The organism is Sulfuriferula sp. AH1, from assembly GCF_002162035.1.
Taxonomy (GTDB): Bacteria; Pseudomonadota; Gammaproteobacteria; order Burkholderiales; family Sulfuriferulaceae; genus Sulfuriferula.
The window spans coordinates 56,103-72,295 of the sequence record NZ_CP021138.1 but is presented as its reverse complement, the minus strand read 5'-3'; the positions used below and the strand labels follow the sequence as shown (position 1 = coordinate 72,295).

At 58.8% G+C, this 16,193-nt stretch carries 11 protein-coding genes and 1 pseudogene; 2 read left to right on the top strand and 10 right to left on the bottom strand.

Annotated elements, in window-relative coordinates; all coding sequences use genetic code 11:
• From trxA to htpX, 6 genes are all read right to left on the bottom strand, one after another.
• Complete coding sequence (gene trxA, locus CAP31_RS00405) at positions 1–381, bottom strand: thioredoxin (protein WP_087445718.1); 381 nt, start codon at positions 379–381, stop codon at positions 1–3.
• A gap of 44 nt (positions 382–425) precedes the next feature.
• Positions 426–803 (bottom strand): P-II family nitrogen regulator, encoded by a 378-nt coding sequence (locus CAP31_RS00400; protein ID WP_087445717.1) that lies wholly within the window; start codon positions 801–803, stop codon positions 426–428.
• Positions 804–888: 85 nt separating this feature from the next.
• A complete protein-coding gene (locus CAP31_RS00395) occupies positions 889–3,987 on the bottom strand; it encodes an efflux RND transporter permease subunit (protein ID WP_087445716.1) in 3,099 nt (1,032 codons plus the stop codon).
• Positions 3,988–3,989: 2 nt separating this feature from the next.
• Positions 3,990–5,165 (bottom strand): efflux RND transporter periplasmic adaptor subunit, encoded by a 1,176-nt coding sequence (locus CAP31_RS00390; protein ID WP_087445715.1) that lies wholly within the window; start codon positions 5,163–5,165, stop codon positions 3,990–3,992.
• On the bottom strand, positions 5,162–6,421 hold the full coding sequence (locus tag CAP31_RS00385) for a TolC family protein (RefSeq protein WP_087445714.1): 1,260 nt from the start codon (positions 6,419–6,421) through the stop codon (positions 5,162–5,164). Before CAP31_RS00385 ends, CAP31_RS00390 begins: the two co-directional genes overlap by 4 nt.
• Positions 6,402–7,283: a protease HtpX gene (gene htpX, locus CAP31_RS00380; RefSeq protein ID WP_087445713.1), complete on the bottom strand. Its 882-nt coding sequence runs from the start codon at positions 7,281–7,283 to the stop codon at positions 6,402–6,404. Before htpX ends, CAP31_RS00385 begins: the two co-directional genes overlap by 20 nt.
• A gap of 110 nt (positions 7,284–7,393) precedes the next feature.
• Here htpX and nhaR point away from each other — a divergent pair, with 110 nt between their 5' ends.
• Both nhaR and CAP31_RS00370 read left to right on the top strand, forming a co-directional pair.
• Complete coding sequence (gene nhaR / locus CAP31_RS00375; protein WP_087445712.1) at positions 7,394–8,305, top strand: transcriptional activator NhaR; 912 nt, start codon at positions 7,394–7,396, stop codon at positions 8,303–8,305.
• 147 nt (positions 8,306–8,452) lie between these two features.
• A complete protein-coding gene (locus CAP31_RS00370) occupies positions 8,453–10,759 on the top strand; it encodes an RND family transporter (RefSeq protein WP_087445711.1) in 2,307 nt (768 codons plus the stop codon).
• A gap of 56 nt (positions 10,760–10,815) precedes the next feature.
• Here the strand turns inward: CAP31_RS00370 and CAP31_RS00365 are convergent, their stop codons facing one another.
• The 4 genes and pseudogenes from CAP31_RS00365 to CAP31_RS00350 form a co-directional block, all read right to left on the bottom strand.
• Positions 10,816–11,775 (bottom strand): TonB-dependent receptor, encoded by a 960-nt coding sequence (locus CAP31_RS00365; RefSeq protein WP_087445710.1) that lies wholly within the window; start codon positions 11,773–11,775, stop codon positions 10,816–10,818.
• A gap of 74 nt (positions 11,776–11,849) precedes the next feature.
• Positions 11,850–14,194: pseudogene (locus CAP31_RS00360) on the bottom strand (heavy metal translocating P-type ATPase).
• Between the two features lie 22 nt (positions 14,195–14,216).
• Positions 14,217–14,795, bottom strand: coding sequence for a molybdenum cofactor guanylyltransferase MobA (mobA, locus tag CAP31_RS00355; protein WP_087445709.1), 579 nt, complete (start codon positions 14,793–14,795; stop codon positions 14,217–14,219).
• Positions 14,788–16,185 (bottom strand): glycosyltransferase family 39 protein, encoded by a 1,398-nt coding sequence (locus CAP31_RS00350; protein ID WP_087445708.1) that lies wholly within the window; start codon positions 16,183–16,185, stop codon positions 14,788–14,790. The genes mobA and CAP31_RS00350 overlap by 8 nt, the downstream gene beginning before the upstream one ends.
• Between the last annotated feature and the right edge of the window lie 8 nt (positions 16,186–16,193).

The window sequence follows — 16,193 nt, the reverse complement described above, 5'->3', positions numbered from 1 at the left end:
TCAGGCCTTGTTTGCTTGTGCAGCCTGCTCTTCGGCGATTTCCTTGTGCACTTGCGCCATGTCCAGTTCGCGTACTTTCGCGATCAATTCATCCAGTCCGGCAGCAGGCAGTGATCCGGGCTGCGAGTAGATGATCACTTTTTCACGGAAGATCATCAGGGTAGGGATGGAACGGATCTGGAAACTGGCGGCAATGCCTTGTTCGACTTCCGTGTTGACCTTGGCGAAGGTGATGTCGGTATGCTTTTCCGCTGCGGCTTCGAAGGTCGGAGCGAATGCGCGGCACGGGCCGCACCATGGCGCCCAGAAATCGACGATGACGAAATCATTGTCAAGTACGGTGGATTCGAAGTTTTCCTGATTGAGTTCCAGTACGGCCATGATGCATGCTCCTGATTAAAAGTCCTGTTACATTATCATGAGATTCAAACCGTGTCACTGTGCGTTGACACACATTCTATGCCGGTTTCATTGGCTTGTAGCCAGTGACCGTCGCGGATGCGCTGCACGCTGATGACGGGCATGACCCAGATCAGACCGTCGCCGATCTGGCTGGTGCGACACTCGCGCATGATGACTTCGGTGATGGTATCCACCATTTCGTCGCGGGCGATCACCGACACCAGTATCTTGTCGGTGAAATCGGTCAGTTCGGCACGCAGACTGCGGCGGTCGATGGATTCGGGCGCGGTAAAGCCTTCGCCGCGAAACACGGTCACGCCGGGGAAATGGGAGATGTCGCGTAACGCCTCACGCAGTTGTGACAGGCGTTTTGGGCGAATAATGGCGCGGATTTCTTTCATCGTTTTTCCTATCCTGGAAACGGTATAAAAATAGTTGGCAGCATAAAGTCATCATTCCGGGAAGCGGCTGTTGCCGCTTCCCGGATCAGGCTTCGATCGGCGGTTCATCGAACCATTTATACAGGGCCGGCAATACCACCAGCGTCAGCAGCGTGGAGGTGATGAGGCCGCCGATCACCACGATGGCCAGCGGACGCTGGATCTCCGAGCCCGGGCCGGTGGAGAACAGGAACGGCACCAGGCCGAGCATGGCGACCGTAGCCGTCATCATCACCGGGCGGAAACGCATCGCGGCGCCCTCGGCGACAGCTTCGCCTACCGATTTTCCCTGCTCCCTCAGCGAGCGGATATAGGACACCAATACTACACCGTTTAATACCGCCATGCCCCACAGTGCGATGAAGCCGACCGATGCCGGCACCGACAGGTATTCGCCGCTGACGAACAGGCCGATGACCCCGCCTATCGACGCGAATGGCAGCACGAGGATGATCAGGCTGGCTAGGCGCAGCGAGCTGAACAGCAGGAACAGCAGGAAGAAGATGGCGGCGATAGTGATCGGGATGATCACCATCAGGTGACCCATCGCGCGTTCCATGTTCTGGAACTGGCCGCCCCATTCCAGATAGTAGCCTTCAGGCAGTTTCACCTGCTGATCCACCTTCTGCTGCAGCTCGGCGACAAAGCTGCCGAGATCGCGGTCCTTCACGTTGACGCCGACGACGATACGGCGCTTGCCCATCTCGCGGCTGATCTGGGCCGGGCCTTCGACCAGATTAATGCGGGCGAGGTCGCTCAGATTGGCCTGGGCGCCCGACGGCGTAGTGATCAGGATGTTGCGTACGGTTTCGATGTTGTCGCGGAAGGCCGCAGGCAAGCGCACGGTGGCCTGGAAGCGGCGTTCGCCTTCGAAAATCTCGGTGGCGACTTTGCCGCCGATCGCGGTTTCGATCAGGTCCTGCACGTCCGAGACGTTGAGGCCGTAGCGGGCGATGGTGGGACGGTCGATATCGATCACCAGATATTGCTGCCCAGTGACGCGATCAACGCGTATATCCTGTGCACCGGGGACGGTGCGCGCGACTTTGGCAATTGCGTCGGCTTTGCGTTTGAGCTCATCCATATCATCGCCAAAGACTTTAATTGCAATGTCAGAACGTACACCGGTCAGTAATTCATCGACGCGATCCGAAATCGGTTGCGCCATGACGATCTGCACGCCGGGCAGCGCGGACAGTTTGTTGCGTATGGCTTCGGCGATATTGTCCTGGGTCCAGCCCTTGGGCCATTCGTCGCGCGGCTTCAGGCTGACGATAGGCGTGGATTCGTTGGGGCCCTGCGAATCAGCCGGGCTCTCGCCGCGGCCGACGCCGGATACCACTGATTTCACGCCGGGCACCTGCATGATCAGACGCATGCCTTCCTGTTCCATGCGCAGGGATTCTTCCAGCGAGATGTTGGGAACGCGATTAATGCCGGGAACGATGGAACCCTCTTTCATCTCCGGAATGAAGCTGCTGCCGAGGAACGGCACCAGCAGTATCGCGCCGACAAAGGCGGCGACGCTGATGGTCAGGGTCTTGCGCCTGTGCAGCAGTGCGGTATTGAGCAGGTGCAGATAGGGGCGCTTGATCGCCGCGATAAGACGGGTGTCGTGCTCGGCACCGCCCTTGAGCAGGTAGGACGACAGCACCGGCGTCAGCGTCAGCGACAGTACCAGCGAAATCGCCAGCGCGATCGATATGGTGAACGCCAGCGGCGCGAACATCTTGCCTTCCATACCCTCCAGCGTCATCAGCGGCAGGAACACCAGGATGATGATGCCGACGCCGAATATCACCGGCGTGGCGACTTCCAGCGCCGCATTGAGGATGATGCGCACCTTGCTGTCGCCGGGTTTGGCGTGGCCGAGCTTGCCGAACGCGTTTTCCACCATTACCACCGAGCCGTCCACCATCAGACCGATCGCGATGGCAAGACCGCCCAGCGACATCAGGTTGGCGGACAGCCCGAGCTGATTCATTACCAGGAAGGTCAGCAACGGCGTGAGCACCAGCGTGGCGACGACGATCAGCGACGAGCGCACATCACCCAGAAACAGGAACAGCACGATGACCACCAGGATCACGCCTTCGATCAGCACTTTGGTGACGGTATGCAAGGCGGCGTCGACCAGTTCGGAACGGTCATAGTAGGGTACGATCTTGATGCCGCCGGGCAGCATGCCTTTGGCGTTGATTTCATCGACGCGCGCCTTGATGCGCGATACCACCTCCTTGGCGTTGCCGCCGCGCGCCATCATCACGATGCCGCCGACCGCTTCGGTGGTGCCGTTCTTGACCACGGCGCCGTAGCGCACTTCATGGCCGATGCGGACCTCGGCAACGTCGCGCAGGAACACCGGCACGCCATCGGTTTCCTTGACCACGATGGCGCGGATATCATCGAGGTTTTTCACCAGACCGATGCCGCGGATCAGGTATTGTTCGGCGCGTTGCGGCAGGATACCGCCGCTGGCGTTGGCGTTATTGCGTGCCACTGCCTGATAAATGTCGGCGATGCTCAGGCTGTAGTGGCGCAGCCGGTCCGGGTTGACCAGAATCTGGTATTCCTTGACATAGCCGCCCTGCGAATTGATCTCGGCGACACCGGGGATTGAACGCAACAATGGGCGTACTACCCAGTCCTGCGCGATACGGCGGTCGGTCAGTTCGGCGGTAGTGAGCGCTCGCTTGCCGTCATCCGGACGCTCCAGCGTGTACTGGTAGACCTCGCCGAGGCCAGTGGAAACCGGCCCCAGTACCGGGGTGATGCCTTGCGGCATTTTCGGCTGCACTTCGAGCAGACGCTCCATCACCAGCTGGCGGGCGAAGAACACGTCGGTATCCTCGGTAAATACCAGCGTGATCAGCGACAGGCCGGGCTTGTTCAGCGAGCGCATTTCGGTGAGGCCGGGCAGCCCGGTCATAATCACTTCCAGCGGCACGGTAATGCCGCGTTCGACTTCTTCCGGCGAACGTCCGGAGGCCTCGGTGGCGATCTGTACCTGCACGTTGGTGACGTCGGGGAAGGCGTCGACCGAGAGTTTGCGGGTCGCATCCAGCCCGAACAGCAGGATGACCACGGCGATGACGGCAATGACCAGACGTTGCGCTAGCGCGCCTTTTACCAGGGATTCAATCACGGCTATGCTCCCTCGAGGGCTTGACGATTGCGCTCGTTATTGAGATGGAATGCGCCGTCTATCACCACCGAGTCGCCCAGCCTGACCCCGGACAATACCGGGCGCAAGCCGCCGACTTCCGGTGCCAGCCGCACTTCAGTCAGTTTGAACTGGCCGGGTTTGGTCTGCACGAACACGTAATCCTGGTTGTTTTCACGCACGACTGCCGTTGCGGGCAGCGCCAGCCGCGGCACGGCTTCGGTGGCAATCAGCATGGTGGCGAGCATGGCCGGTTTGAGGCGGCGCTGTTTGTTTTCGACGGAGGTGCGCACGAGAACGGTGCGCGTCTGCGGATTGACCGTATCGCTGATATAGACCAGACGGCCGCCGACCTGTTCGCCGTTTAATGCGGGGATTTCGATCGCGACATCCTGGCCGATGCGGGCGCCTGCGGCTTGCTGCTCGGGCACTTCAGCCACGACCCATAAATGCGACAGATCGGCGATGGTGAACATCGGATCGGACGGGGTGACGACCTGCCCTTGCGTGACGCTGCGTTCGACCACGATACCGGCAGTGGTTGCGGTGAGCGGCTTCAGCGAATCGATATTGCCGGTTTGGGCGATGCGCTTCAAGCCGGCTTCACTCATGCCCAATACCTTTAACTGGTCGGCAGCCGCTCGATGTTCCGCTTGCGCCATCTCCAGTGCGTTCTCACGGCGCTGCAATTCAGCGGTGCCGATCACGTCGGCAGTTAATAGCAGTTTCGCGCGCTCGACATTGCGCTGTTCCAGCGCGGCCTGCGAGCGCGCCTTGAGGTAAGCCAGTTGCGCCTGACCGAGTTCCGCGCTGTTCAGTACTGCGAGTACATCGCCGGCCTTGACGGTATTACCCAGATGCTGACGCACTTCGACTACGCGCCCGGTGACGGTAGAGCCGATTCTGGCGATGCGCTGTTCGTCAAAATCCACTTGCCCGGCGACACGCAGCACATCCGCGATGGGATAGCTGGCAAGCGCTTTCACGGTAATGCGCGCGACCACTGCCGGCGGTGGCGTGACCAGCGTCGGGTCGGTGACCACCGCTGTGGCTGCCGGTACCGCGCTGGCGGCAGGCTTTTTGTCGTCGCTACAGCCGCTCAGGCTGAGGGCGAGCAGGCTCAGCGCGCAAATGCTGGCCAGGGATGATGACGTATTCATGGTGTTGCTCCCTCTAAATTCAATGCGGTATAACGTTCCAGTTCGACCAGCGCGGCGCCTTGTTCGAAGCGGGCGGCAATCAGGTCGTTACGCGTGGTGCGGAATACGCGTTGTGCGTCCAGATAATCGAGGATGCCGCGCTCACCGAAGCGATAAGCGGCTTCGGCGACTTTCAGCGCGGCCTCAGCCTGACGCATCACGCCTTCTTCCAGCGCGGAGACCTGGGTGGTGGCGATTTCGTATTCGTTCAGTGCAGTGATCAGCGTCTGCTTGAGGTTATAATCCAGCGCGTCATATTTGTTGCGCGCTTGCGCCAGTTGCGCAGCTGCGACGCCGATGGGACCTTGGCGCCGATTCCATAACGGCAGACTGACCTGTACCCCGATGCGGGCGGCATTGATATCCGGCTCGCGATCCCAGTCGGCACGCACGCTGACTTCAGGAGTGCGCAAGCTGCGTTCCAGCGCCAGTTGCTGCTGGGCACGTTCCAGTTCAGCTTGTGACAGGGCCAGATAAGGATTGTTTTTGGCAATCGCAGCTTTCAGATCCACGCCGGCGAGCACCAGGCGCTGCACGCTGTAATCGGCAACATCGAATTGGGCGGGCAATGCCCCGCCTACTTCACGGCTGAGTGCGGCTTTGGCCTGGGTAACGCGCAATACGGCGGCCTGCAGCGCACGCTGCACGTTGAGCAGCTCGGTTTCCGCCTTGATCAGCTCGTAACGCGGTGCCTCGCCGCTGCTTACCCTGACTTTGACGCGATTGAAAATCTGCTGGATCAGTTCGTTGTTTTCCTGCGCTGCCTTGAATTCTTCCTGACGCCGCAGCACGCTGAAATACGCGAGCTTGATGCGCGCGCGCACTTCGCTGGCGACTATGGTTTTTTCGCTGTTCGCCAGGGCGACGCCGGATTGCGCGACGCGTTCGCGCGCGTTACGCACATTGGGCAGATCCAGGCGCTGTATCAGGCCCACTGTCAATGCGCTGCCTTCAATGGCCCCAGGCTGACGTGCACGGACGCGGCCTACTGTGGTTTCCAGTTCCGGATTGGGATAAGCGCGTGCGCTGACCACGCCGGATTGTGCCGCTGCAACGCCCGATTCGGCGGCCTGTATGGTCTGATTGTTGGCCATGCCCAGCGCAATCAGCTGCTCCACGCTATACGATGGTGTTTCCGCGGCAACCGCATTGAGCGGCAGTAGCGCAGCGAATGCCAAAGCTGCGAGTGTATGGATTTTATCCCTGGCGTAATGCATGTATGCGTTCCTCCAATGGCGGGTGGGTCATGAACAGACGGCGCAATCCGGATACGCCATTGCCGCCGGCAATACCGAAGGCGGCCATTTTCTCCGGCAAAGCGACCGGCTCATGTGCGCGACGCAGGGCTTCCAGCGCGGCAATCATGTTGTGGCGGCCGGCCAGCTTGGCGCCGCCGGCGTCGGCACGGAACTCGCGCTGGCGGGAGAACCACATGACGATGATGGAGGCGAGCACGCCGAGCACCATTTCGGCGATGAAATAGGTTACGAAATAGGCCGTGCCCTGCTCGTTCTCGTTTTTAAAGATGAGCTTGTCGACCGCGTAGCCGATGATGCGTGCCAGAAAAATCACGAAGGTGTTCACTACACCCTGGATCAGCGCCAGGGTTACCATGTCGCCATTGGCAACGTGGGCGATTTCATGGCCGATGACGGCTTCGGCTTCTTCGCGGCTCAGGCGCTGCAACAGCCCGGTGGAGACCGCAACCAGCGCTTTGTTGCGATTCATGCCGGTGGCGAAGGCGTTGACATCGGGCGCGTCATAAATCGCCACTTGCGGCATGCCGATACCCGCTTCCTTGGCGTACAGCTGTACCGTTGCCAGCAGCCAGGCCTCAGTAGTATTCTGCGGTGAGGTGATGACCTGACCGCCGACCATGCGCAGCGCGCTCCATTTGGAAATGGCGAGCGAGATGAAGGCGCCACCCATGCCCATCAATGCGGCAAAACCGAGCAGGCTGCCCAGATGCAGGCCGTTCGCGTCCAGATAGCGATTCAGCCCAAGCACCTGTGCCATTACCGATAGCACCAGAATGATACCGAGGTTGGTCAACAGAAATAAAAATACCCGCTTACCCATAATGCTTGCTCCTTTAAAGAGAGAGTTTTGATACATACCATTTTACAGGCATGTCTTGTGAATTAATAATCGAATATAATTGAATAATTGTTCGTAAAAAGTTAACTATCATGAGCCAGATAAATTACAAGCACTTGCACTATTTCTGGGTAGTTGCCAAAGCCGGCGGGGTCGGCAAAGCTGCTGACCAGCTGCATCTGACGCCGCAATCCATCAGTGCCCAGTTAGGCTTGCTGGAGGAATCACTGGGTGTACAGCTATTCCGCAAAAGTGGCCGCAAACTGGAACTGACAGATACCGGACGCCTGGCGTTGGGTTATGCAGAAGCAATTTTTGTGCTTGGCGAGGAAATGCAGGATGCGCTACGCCAGCATCCAGGGCGCCGCGTGTTGCAGTTCAAGGTGGGGATTGCCGATGTGGTGCCGAAAACCATGGCCTATCAGTTGCTGGAACCCGCCATCCACATGGCGGAACAGCCCAAGATGCTGTGCCGGGAAGGCCGGCTGGCGGCACTGCTGGGCGACCTCGCGGTGCACAAGCTGGATCTGGTCATTGCCGATCGCGCCATGCCGAATAATCTCAATGTGCGCGGTTTCAGCCATCTTCTGGGGGAATGCGGTATCAGTTTTCTTGCCAGTGCGGAGCTGGCGGCGAGTTTCAAGTCGACCGATTTCCCAGGGGTGTTGGCGGATGCGCCGTTGCTGTTGCCGGGCGAAGATGCTGCCGTACGCCCGAAACTGATGCGCTGGCTGGACAGCCTGCATATTCGCCCCAATATAGTCGGCGAATTTGACGACAGTGCTTTGCTCAACGCTTTCGGTCAGGAGGGTGTGGGCATGTATCCGGTGCCGACCGCGATTGTAAAGCTGTTGCAACAGCAAACCGGCAGTGTGTTGCTGGGAACAACCAATGCTGTGATCGAGCAGTTTTATGCGATTTCGACTGAGCGTCGTTTGACGCATCCTGCGGTATTGGCGATCAGTCAGGCGGCGCGACAGGCGATGTTTGTTGAAGGCAAGTGAAGGGCGGACGACAATCCCGGCGTCAGCATTCCGTCAGCCCCCGGGTGGTACTGTAAGACAGAAGCCGTAAATTAAAATGGGGTGATTTGTATGCCCTGATAATGCCAATAACTTATTCGGAATTGTTATCCAGGGGAGACAAGCAGGGTGAATGCTTTTACGCGCCATTACGCCAATTGGGTCGTGACCCATAAATGGCTGATCACCCTGCTGACGCTGGCACTGATTATCGCGGCCGCATTGGGCGCACATCGCCTTACCATGAGCGGCGATTACCGGATTTTCTTCAAGCCGGACAATCCCCAGTTGCAAGCCTTTGAGTCTATGCAGAAAACATATACCAAAAGCGACAACATACTGCTGACGCTGGCGCCCAAGGATAAAAACGTCTTTACCCGCAATAATCTGGCAGCGCTGATCGAGCTGACCGATGCGGCCTGGCAAACCCCGTATTCGATACGCGTCGATTCGATCAGCAACTATCAGAATTCGGTGGCTGACGGCGATACTCTGCACGTGGATGATCTGGTCAGGCATCCGCAAACGCTTAGTGATGCCGATCTGGCCAGAATCCGTAATATTGCGGTACATGACCCGTTGCTGGCCAAGCGCCTGATTGCGGAAAATGGCGAAGTGACCGGCATTAACATCACGTTGCAAATGCCGGGTAAAAACAAGGTCAGGGAAATACAGACAGCGGTCAAATTTGCGAATGCGCTGAAAGCCAAATTCGAAGCCAGGCATCCGGGCATGAAGGTATACATGACCGGCGTGGTGATGATGAATTACGCTTTCCTCGAAGCGACCCGCAACGACATGAAACATCTGGTGCCTTACATGATGGGGATACTGGCGTTGCTGTTGTTGCTGTCGTTGCGCAGTTTCCAGGCCACCGGCCTGATTTTCCTCAGCATCGTGCTGTCGATTGCCGCCGCGATGGGCGCGGCGGGCTGGACTGACGTGATTCTGTCCGCACCCGTCGCCACCGCGCCGCTGACCATCCTGATCATGGCGATTGCCGATGGCGTACACATGCTGTCGCATTATGGTCACAATGTGCGCCACGGCGTGCCGCGGGTGGAGGCGATGAAGGAGAGCATCCAGTCCAATTTCGCACCGATGCTATTTACCAATGTCACTTCCGCACTGGGTTATCTGACCATGAACATGTCGGATGTGCCGCCGTTTCAGACGCTGGGCAATGTCGTGGCTTTCGGCATCATGGTGGCGTTTTTCATTACGGTGGGACTGGTGCCGGCGCTGATGCTGATATTGCCGGGCGGCAAGGTGCATTCCCAGGAAGAAAGCAAATTCAAGCTGATGGAACGCTATCAGACGTTTTTCCTCAACCACCGTTACAAAATGCTGTTTGGCAGCCTGCTGTTTACCGCAGTGGCAGGCTCGTTTGTGACGCATAACAAGTTCGACGACTCGTTCCACGAGTATTTCGATCAGACCACCGAATTCCGCCAGGCCACCGATTTCACATTGCAGCATCTCACTGGCGTGTATCTGATGGATTTCTCCATCGAAGCGAGCAAGCCCGGCGGCATCAACGAACCCGCATTTCTGCAGAAGACCGACGAGTTCTCCAACTGGCTGCGCCAGCAGCCGGAAGTGCTGCACGTCAATACGTTCACCGATATCATGAAACGGCTGAACAAGAACATGCATGCGGATGACCCGGCGCAGTACAAACTACCGGAATCGCGCGATCTGGCGGCGCAGTATCTGCTGATGTACGAACTGTCGCTGCCTTACGGTCTGGATCTCACCAACCAGATCAACATCGACAAATCGGCGACCAAGCTTACCGCTACGCTGCATGCCGTGCATTCGACGCAGATGATCGCCCTGGAAGATCGCGCCAATGCCTGGCTCAAGACGCATGGTAATGGCATTATCAAATCCAGCGGCGGTACCGGTGCGGGCCTGATGTTCGCCCATGTCGGGCAGGAGAATGGCAAGAGCATGCTGGAAGGCGAAGTGGTGCAGATATTGCAGATTTCGGTACTGATCATGCTTGCCATCCGTTCGCTGAAATTGGGCATAGTCAGCATGATCCCCAATATCACCCCCGCCTTGCTCGCTTATGGCGTGTGGGGTATGGCGGTGGGTCAGATCAATATGGGCGTGGCCATGGTCGGCATCATTTCGCTGGGCATCGTGGTCGACGACACCATGCACTTCCTCAGCAAATACCTGACCGCACGGCGCGAGATGGGTCAGACTCCGGAAGATGCATTGCGCTACGCCTTCGACATGGCGGGCATACCCACGTGGATTTCGACGCTGACGCTGGTATGCGGCTTCCTGGTGCTGGCTTCATCGCATTTCGCGATGAATTCCGATACCGGACTCGTCACCGCGATCACCATTACCTTTGCCGCTTTGACCGAGGCCTTCATGTTGCCGGGATTGATCTTGCTGGTAGACCGTAAACAGAAAATCTGAAGCCCCGCTGGAGCGACCGGGTAGCGTGTGGAAGTTCATGCGCTGCCCGTTTTTTGTCATAACCCGAAGTTGATACCGAACGATGCATTCCAGCGCGGAGCCAGTTGCAGGCCTTCTACGTATTGATACACCGGCAACTGAATAAAGCTGTAGATCTTTACATTGTCGCTGATGATGGCGGTGACGCCGGGACTAAGATAAACCAGCTTGCCGCCGGTATTGGTGGGGTCGGCATTGATGCCGCTGTCGCTGTTGCGCGTTTGCGCGTTAATTTGCAGCTGCGGCATGATATTGCCGAAAGCCGTATAGCGCACGCCCAAATTCAGGTTCAGCGCATCGCCGGGCCGATAGCCGTTTTGCGTGCTCATCGCACTCTGGTACAGGCCTTGTGCGAACCAGTCCACTACGGGCGTGAGCGTATCGAAATGATAGGCGCCCACGATCAGGTCGGTGCTGCCGCTGCCCGGCTGCAGGCTGCGATCCAGCGGCATGCCCGCCATCGGCCCGCTGCTGAAATTGTAATCCTGTTTGCCTATAGCCAGTTTCAATCCCAGCATCATGCCGGTTTTGGCATCGGGGAAAAATCCCTGGTAACGCCCGATCAGCTTGATGTCGCCCGGACTTTGAGTATGCGAAGAGCTGGCGTCGGTATCGCCGGCACCGAGAGTGCTGTGGTCGCGGTCGATGTAAGGCAGCTGGAGATTGACTCCCCAGTAGCGATTGAGCATGTAATCGGCCCCCAGGGTGTAATAATGGTTTTCAGTGTATTGCTCGGTTTCCCCTGCTGTGCCGTTAGCCAGCGCAGTGGCGATATCCGCACTGCTGGCAACGCCGCTGCCGTGGCGCAGCTGATCCTGGTTGACGTAATCGTAGCGCAGATCCATTCGCAATCCCGCTTGCGTGGACATACCCTGATTCTCCCAGACCGGGCTCAGGGTGCAGCCGCAGCTGGAGCAGGCCAGTACCTGCGCAGGAATCAGTAAAGTCGCTGCTATCAGTAAACGTGTTGCCGTCATGGTATCGCCTCTTTATGAAAGTGGCGAAATTTTACCCAAACATTGCGCAGTTGCCGTGCGGCATAACGCCGCAGTCAATCGGCCGCTTGTTTGGGACGCCAACGTTTCAGCAGCAGTGCATTGCTGACGACGCTCACGCTGCTGAACGCCATCGCAGCGCCTGCTATCACCGGATTGAGCAAACCAGCGGCGGCGAGCGGGATACCGATGAGGTTATAGATAAACGCCCAGAACAGGTTCTGGCGTATCTTGTTATAGGTGCGGCGCGAGATGCTGATGGCATCGGCAACCAGCATCGGGTCGCCGCGCATCAGCGTGACGCCGGCGGCATGCATCGCGACATCGGTGCCGGTGGCCATGGCGATGCCGACATCTGCCGCCGCCAGTGCCGGCGCATCGTTGATACCGTCGCCGACCATGGCGACGATCGCGCCGTTCTGTTTGAGTTCGAGCACCTTGGCGGTTTTGTCGGCGGGCAGGATTTCGGCGTAATACTCGTCTATGCCGAGTGTTCCGGCCACTGCGGCAGCACTGGTCGGATTGTCGCCGGTGAGCATCACCGTGCGCACGCCCTGATTACGCAACTGGGCGATTGCGGCAGCCGCAGCGGGTTTGATATCGTCGCCGAACACCAGCATGCCGAGCAACTCATGCCGGCCGTTTTGCTCCTGAGCCAGCCAGGAGATGGTGCGGCCCTGCTGCATAAACGGCGTGGCTGCGGGTAACAGCGCTGCCGTAGACACCGTCAGGCTTTGCATTAGGGCGTTATTACCCAGATACAGGGTCGTATTTTCCTGCTGTGCCGAGATACCCAGTCCGGGCCGGGCCTGGATGTTGCTGACGGCGGCAGGCGCAATGTTTCGTGCTGTCGCGGCCTGCATCACGGCGCGCGCCAGCGGGTGCTCGCTGCCTTGCTGCACGCCGGCGGCGAGCTGCAATAATGCTGCTTCGGATATTTGTTGCGGTACGCTGGCAAGGAGAACGGGATGGCCGGCGGTAAGCGTGCCGGTCTTGTCGAAGGCGACGCAATTGACGCTGTGGGCGATTTCCAGCGCTTCGGCATCCTTGATCAGTATGCCGAAGCGCGCGGCGACGCCGGTACCCGCCATGATCGCGGTGGGCGTAGCAAGGCCGAGCGCGCACGGACAGGCGATCACCAGCACTGCGACCGCATTGAGGATGGCGACTTGCCAGTCGCCGCCCCCAGCCCCCATCCCAATAAGGTTATCAATGCAATGACCAGCACCACGGGCACGAACACCGCGCTGACCTTGTCCACCAGGTGCTGGATCGGGGCTTTGGCGGCCTGGGCGCTTTCCACCAGATGGATGATGCGGGCGAGCATGGTTTCGCTGCCGATGGCTGTGGTTTCGACGACGAGCAGGCCGTCGTAATTGACCGCACCACCGATGACGCGGTCGCCGACGGTTTTGTGCACTGGTACGCTTTCTCCGGTAAGCATGGATTCGTCGACCTGACTTTGCCCTTCGCGCACGCTGCCATCGACGGCGATCCGCTCCCCCGGACGCACGATCACGATATCACCGATGCGGACTTCCGCCAGTGCTACTTCGCTGTCTTCACCATTGCGCCTGATTCTGGCGACATCAGGCCGCAGCGCGCCGAGTGCGCGAATGGCGGCAGTGGTTTCGCGTTTGGCGCGAGTTTCCAGCCATTTGCCAAGCAATATCAGGGTGATGACGGCGGTGGATGCTTCAAAATACAAATGATGGGTATTACCATGTACCAGCAAATACAGGGACAGGCCGTAGGCGGCGGAAGTCCCCAGTGCGACCAGCAGGTCCATATTCCCTGTGCCCGCTTTTACGGCGCTCCAGCCGGCACGATAAAAACGCGCCCCCAGCCAGAATTGCACCGGTGTTGCCAGCAGCCATTGCAGCCAACCGGGCAGGCTGATATCCAGACCGAATAGCATCGTTAGCATGGGTATCGCCAACGGCAAACTGAATGCAGTCGCGAGGGCGACTGGCAGCCAGTCCGGCCGTTTTGGCTTGTTTGTTGCGGAGGCGGGTATGTCGGTTAACGGAGTCAGGGTATATCCGGCTGCAGCGACCGCTTTTTGCAGGTCGCCGATGCTGACAGGAGATGCGGTTTCGATATGAGCGTGCTCCGTGGCCAGATTCACCGAGACTGCACTCACCCCCGGTACTTTGCTCAGGGCTTTTTCCACCCGCGTCACGCATGAGGCGCAGGTCATGCCTTCGATGCCGACATCGATCGGTTGCTGCGCGACATCGAACCCGGCCAATTTTACCGCATTGATCAGCGTTTCGACCTTGACTTCGGGACGGGTGTGCAGGGTAGCAAACTCGGTCGCCAGATTGACGCTGGCGTCCTTGACGCCTTCGACCTTATGCAGCGCCTTTTCCAGACGGGCTACGCACGAGGCGCAGGTCATGCCTTCGATTTTGAGTTTGTGCTCAGTCGGGGTGCTGTCCATCGTGTCCTGCTCCTGCCAGTTGTTGCGGCGTGTTGAGATTGGCAAAGGCCGATTCGTCGGCAAATTCAACGAATGCACGTCGTTGCAATGCCTGCCAGTGCTGTACTTTGCGTTCATCCTGAGCCAGCGCGTTGGCCAGATTCGGCGCCAGACTGCGGCGGCACAGCATGACGGTTGCGTGTATCCGTGCTGCGCTGGCGACTACTATGTCGACCTCGGCAGTCGCTGCCAGAGACAGCCGGCTGACAAGATCCGCGGGCAGGAATGGAGTGTCGCACGGTACGGTGAGCACCCATTCATGCTGCGCTGCTTTTAATCCGGCCAGCATGCCCGCTAACGGCCCCAGAAAATCGGTGCCGTCATCGCGCACGACCGGATAGCCGAATGCGGCATAAGCGGCCGGATGCCGATTGGCGTTAATGAGCAATTCATTCACTTGCGAGGCAATACGCTGGATCACGTGTTGTATTAGCGGCTGGCCGTCGAACATGAGCAGGCCTTTGTCGAGCCCGCCCATACGGCGCGATTCGCCACCAGCCAGAATGACGCCGCTAACCATGCTTTAGCCGGCGGTACAGGATATAGCGTTCCGTACGGTTGCCGGGGCGATTGCCGCTCCATTTGATGCGCCAGCCGTGCAGCTTGGGCAAAGTGGCGGTTTCGCTATGGTCTTCCACCAGCAGGAAGGGGCAAGTGGTGGCGGTCGTGTTTTCCTCACGCAGAGTCTGTACGCCCAGATAGTAATCGAGCATCGCCCGCGCGCCATCCGATACGCCGCGACTGGCAATGCAGGCGGTTGCCGGCAAATGTGGTCGCATCGATTTCATCACGGCCTCGTAACTCATGCGTTCGTCCATGGGGCGCTCGAACAGGCTGGCTGCCAGCCCCCACGCCAGCGTCATGCCGGCCGCCCATACAATCAGCGGGCGTTGCGGCGAGCGCTGCAGGCGCAGCACCAATAGCGCCCAGCCCACACAATACAATACCGCCATGCTGACCATGAAAGGATGAAATTCACCTTGATAACCAGGCTGGATATCGTCCAGATGATGCGCTAGTTTCGTCGGTATGCCCAGATCCAGCGCGCTCCAGTACACCCATGCCGTCGCTGCGACTACGGCGAAGGTCATGATCGCAAACCAGTACAGCGCGTTGGCAGCTCCCCGGCGCAGGGTGTAGGTACTACCCGCAGCCAGCCAGGCAAGCGGGAGCAATAGTGGCAAGCCCTGGTCGGGACTGGATTCGGTAGTGAAACTTAACACGGCAGTCAGGCTCAGCCACATTGCCATCGGCAATACGATGCCGGGCGAGGTCAGCTGTCCGCGTCGTGCGCGCCATACGGTCCATAATGCCAGCGGCCATGCCGGCCACGCGAACCAGGGCAAGAATTTGAAGTAATACAGCGTGCCCATGCCCGGGGGTGTTGACCAGAATACGAAACGCGCCTGTATCTGGCTGTGCCACCAATCGGCCAGCAAGCCCGGGGCCGACTGATATAACGCCAGCGGCCAGATCAGCAGCCAGGGCGCGGCAAACAGCACAGTCATGGCCGCAGCTTTAAGCGTGCTTCTTTGTCGCCAGGAGGGGCTGAATATCGGTAACGCAAGCAAGGTCATGCCCAATGCGAGCGTTTCGGCGACACCTATGCTCATGAAGCTGATGCCGAGTCCGGTACCGGCGAGCGCACCGCCGACATAAGCGCGCCGCACCGCTAGGGCGGCACCATAACCTACCATGGCTACGCCAGCTAATAATGCTGTCTGCGGAATGGACTCATGCGCGCGCACCCATAATCCGACGCTGCCTATGAGCACAAGCGCCGTCAAACGACCATGCTCGCTGCCGTATAATTCGCGCCCGGCAAAACCGGTAAAAAATAATGTGATCAGGATAAAGAAGCCGCCAGCCAGGCGTGCGCCATCGTGCGCAGGCAGCCAGGTAGAAAACATCTCGGCAA

Bases quoted from the DNA above. Each gene is read 5' to 3' on its own strand.
- trxA (WP_087445718.1), bottom strand. From the start codon at position 381: ATGGCCGTACTGGAACTCAATCAGGAAAACTTCGAATCCACCGTACTT.
- CAP31_RS00400 (WP_087445717.1), bottom strand. From the start codon at position 803: ATGAAAGAAATCCGCGCCATTATTCGCCCAAAACGCCTGTCACAACTG.
- CAP31_RS00390 (WP_087445715.1), bottom strand. From the start codon at position 5,165: ATGAATACGTCATCATCCCTGGCCAGCATTTGCGCGCTGAGCCTGCTC.
- CAP31_RS00385 (WP_087445714.1), bottom strand. From the start codon at position 6,421: ATGCATTACGCCAGGGATAAAATCCATACACTCGCAGCTTTGGCATTC.
- htpX (WP_087445713.1), bottom strand. From the start codon at position 7,283: ATGGGTAAGCGGGTATTTTTATTTCTGTTGACCAACCTCGGTATCATT.
- nhaR (WP_087445712.1), top strand. From the start codon at position 7,394: ATGAGCCAGATAAATTACAAGCACTTGCACTATTTCTGGGTAGTTGCC.
- CAP31_RS00365 (WP_087445710.1), bottom strand. From the start codon at position 11,775: ATGACGGCAACACGTTTACTGATAGCAGCGACTTTACTGATTCCTGCG.
- mobA (WP_087445709.1), bottom strand. From the start codon at position 14,795: ATGGTTAGCGGCGTCATTCTGGCTGGTGGCGAATCGCGCCGTATGGGC.
- CAP31_RS00350 (WP_087445708.1), bottom strand. From the start codon at position 16,185: ATGTTTTCTACCTGGCTGCCTGCGCACGATGGCGCACGCCTGGCTGGC.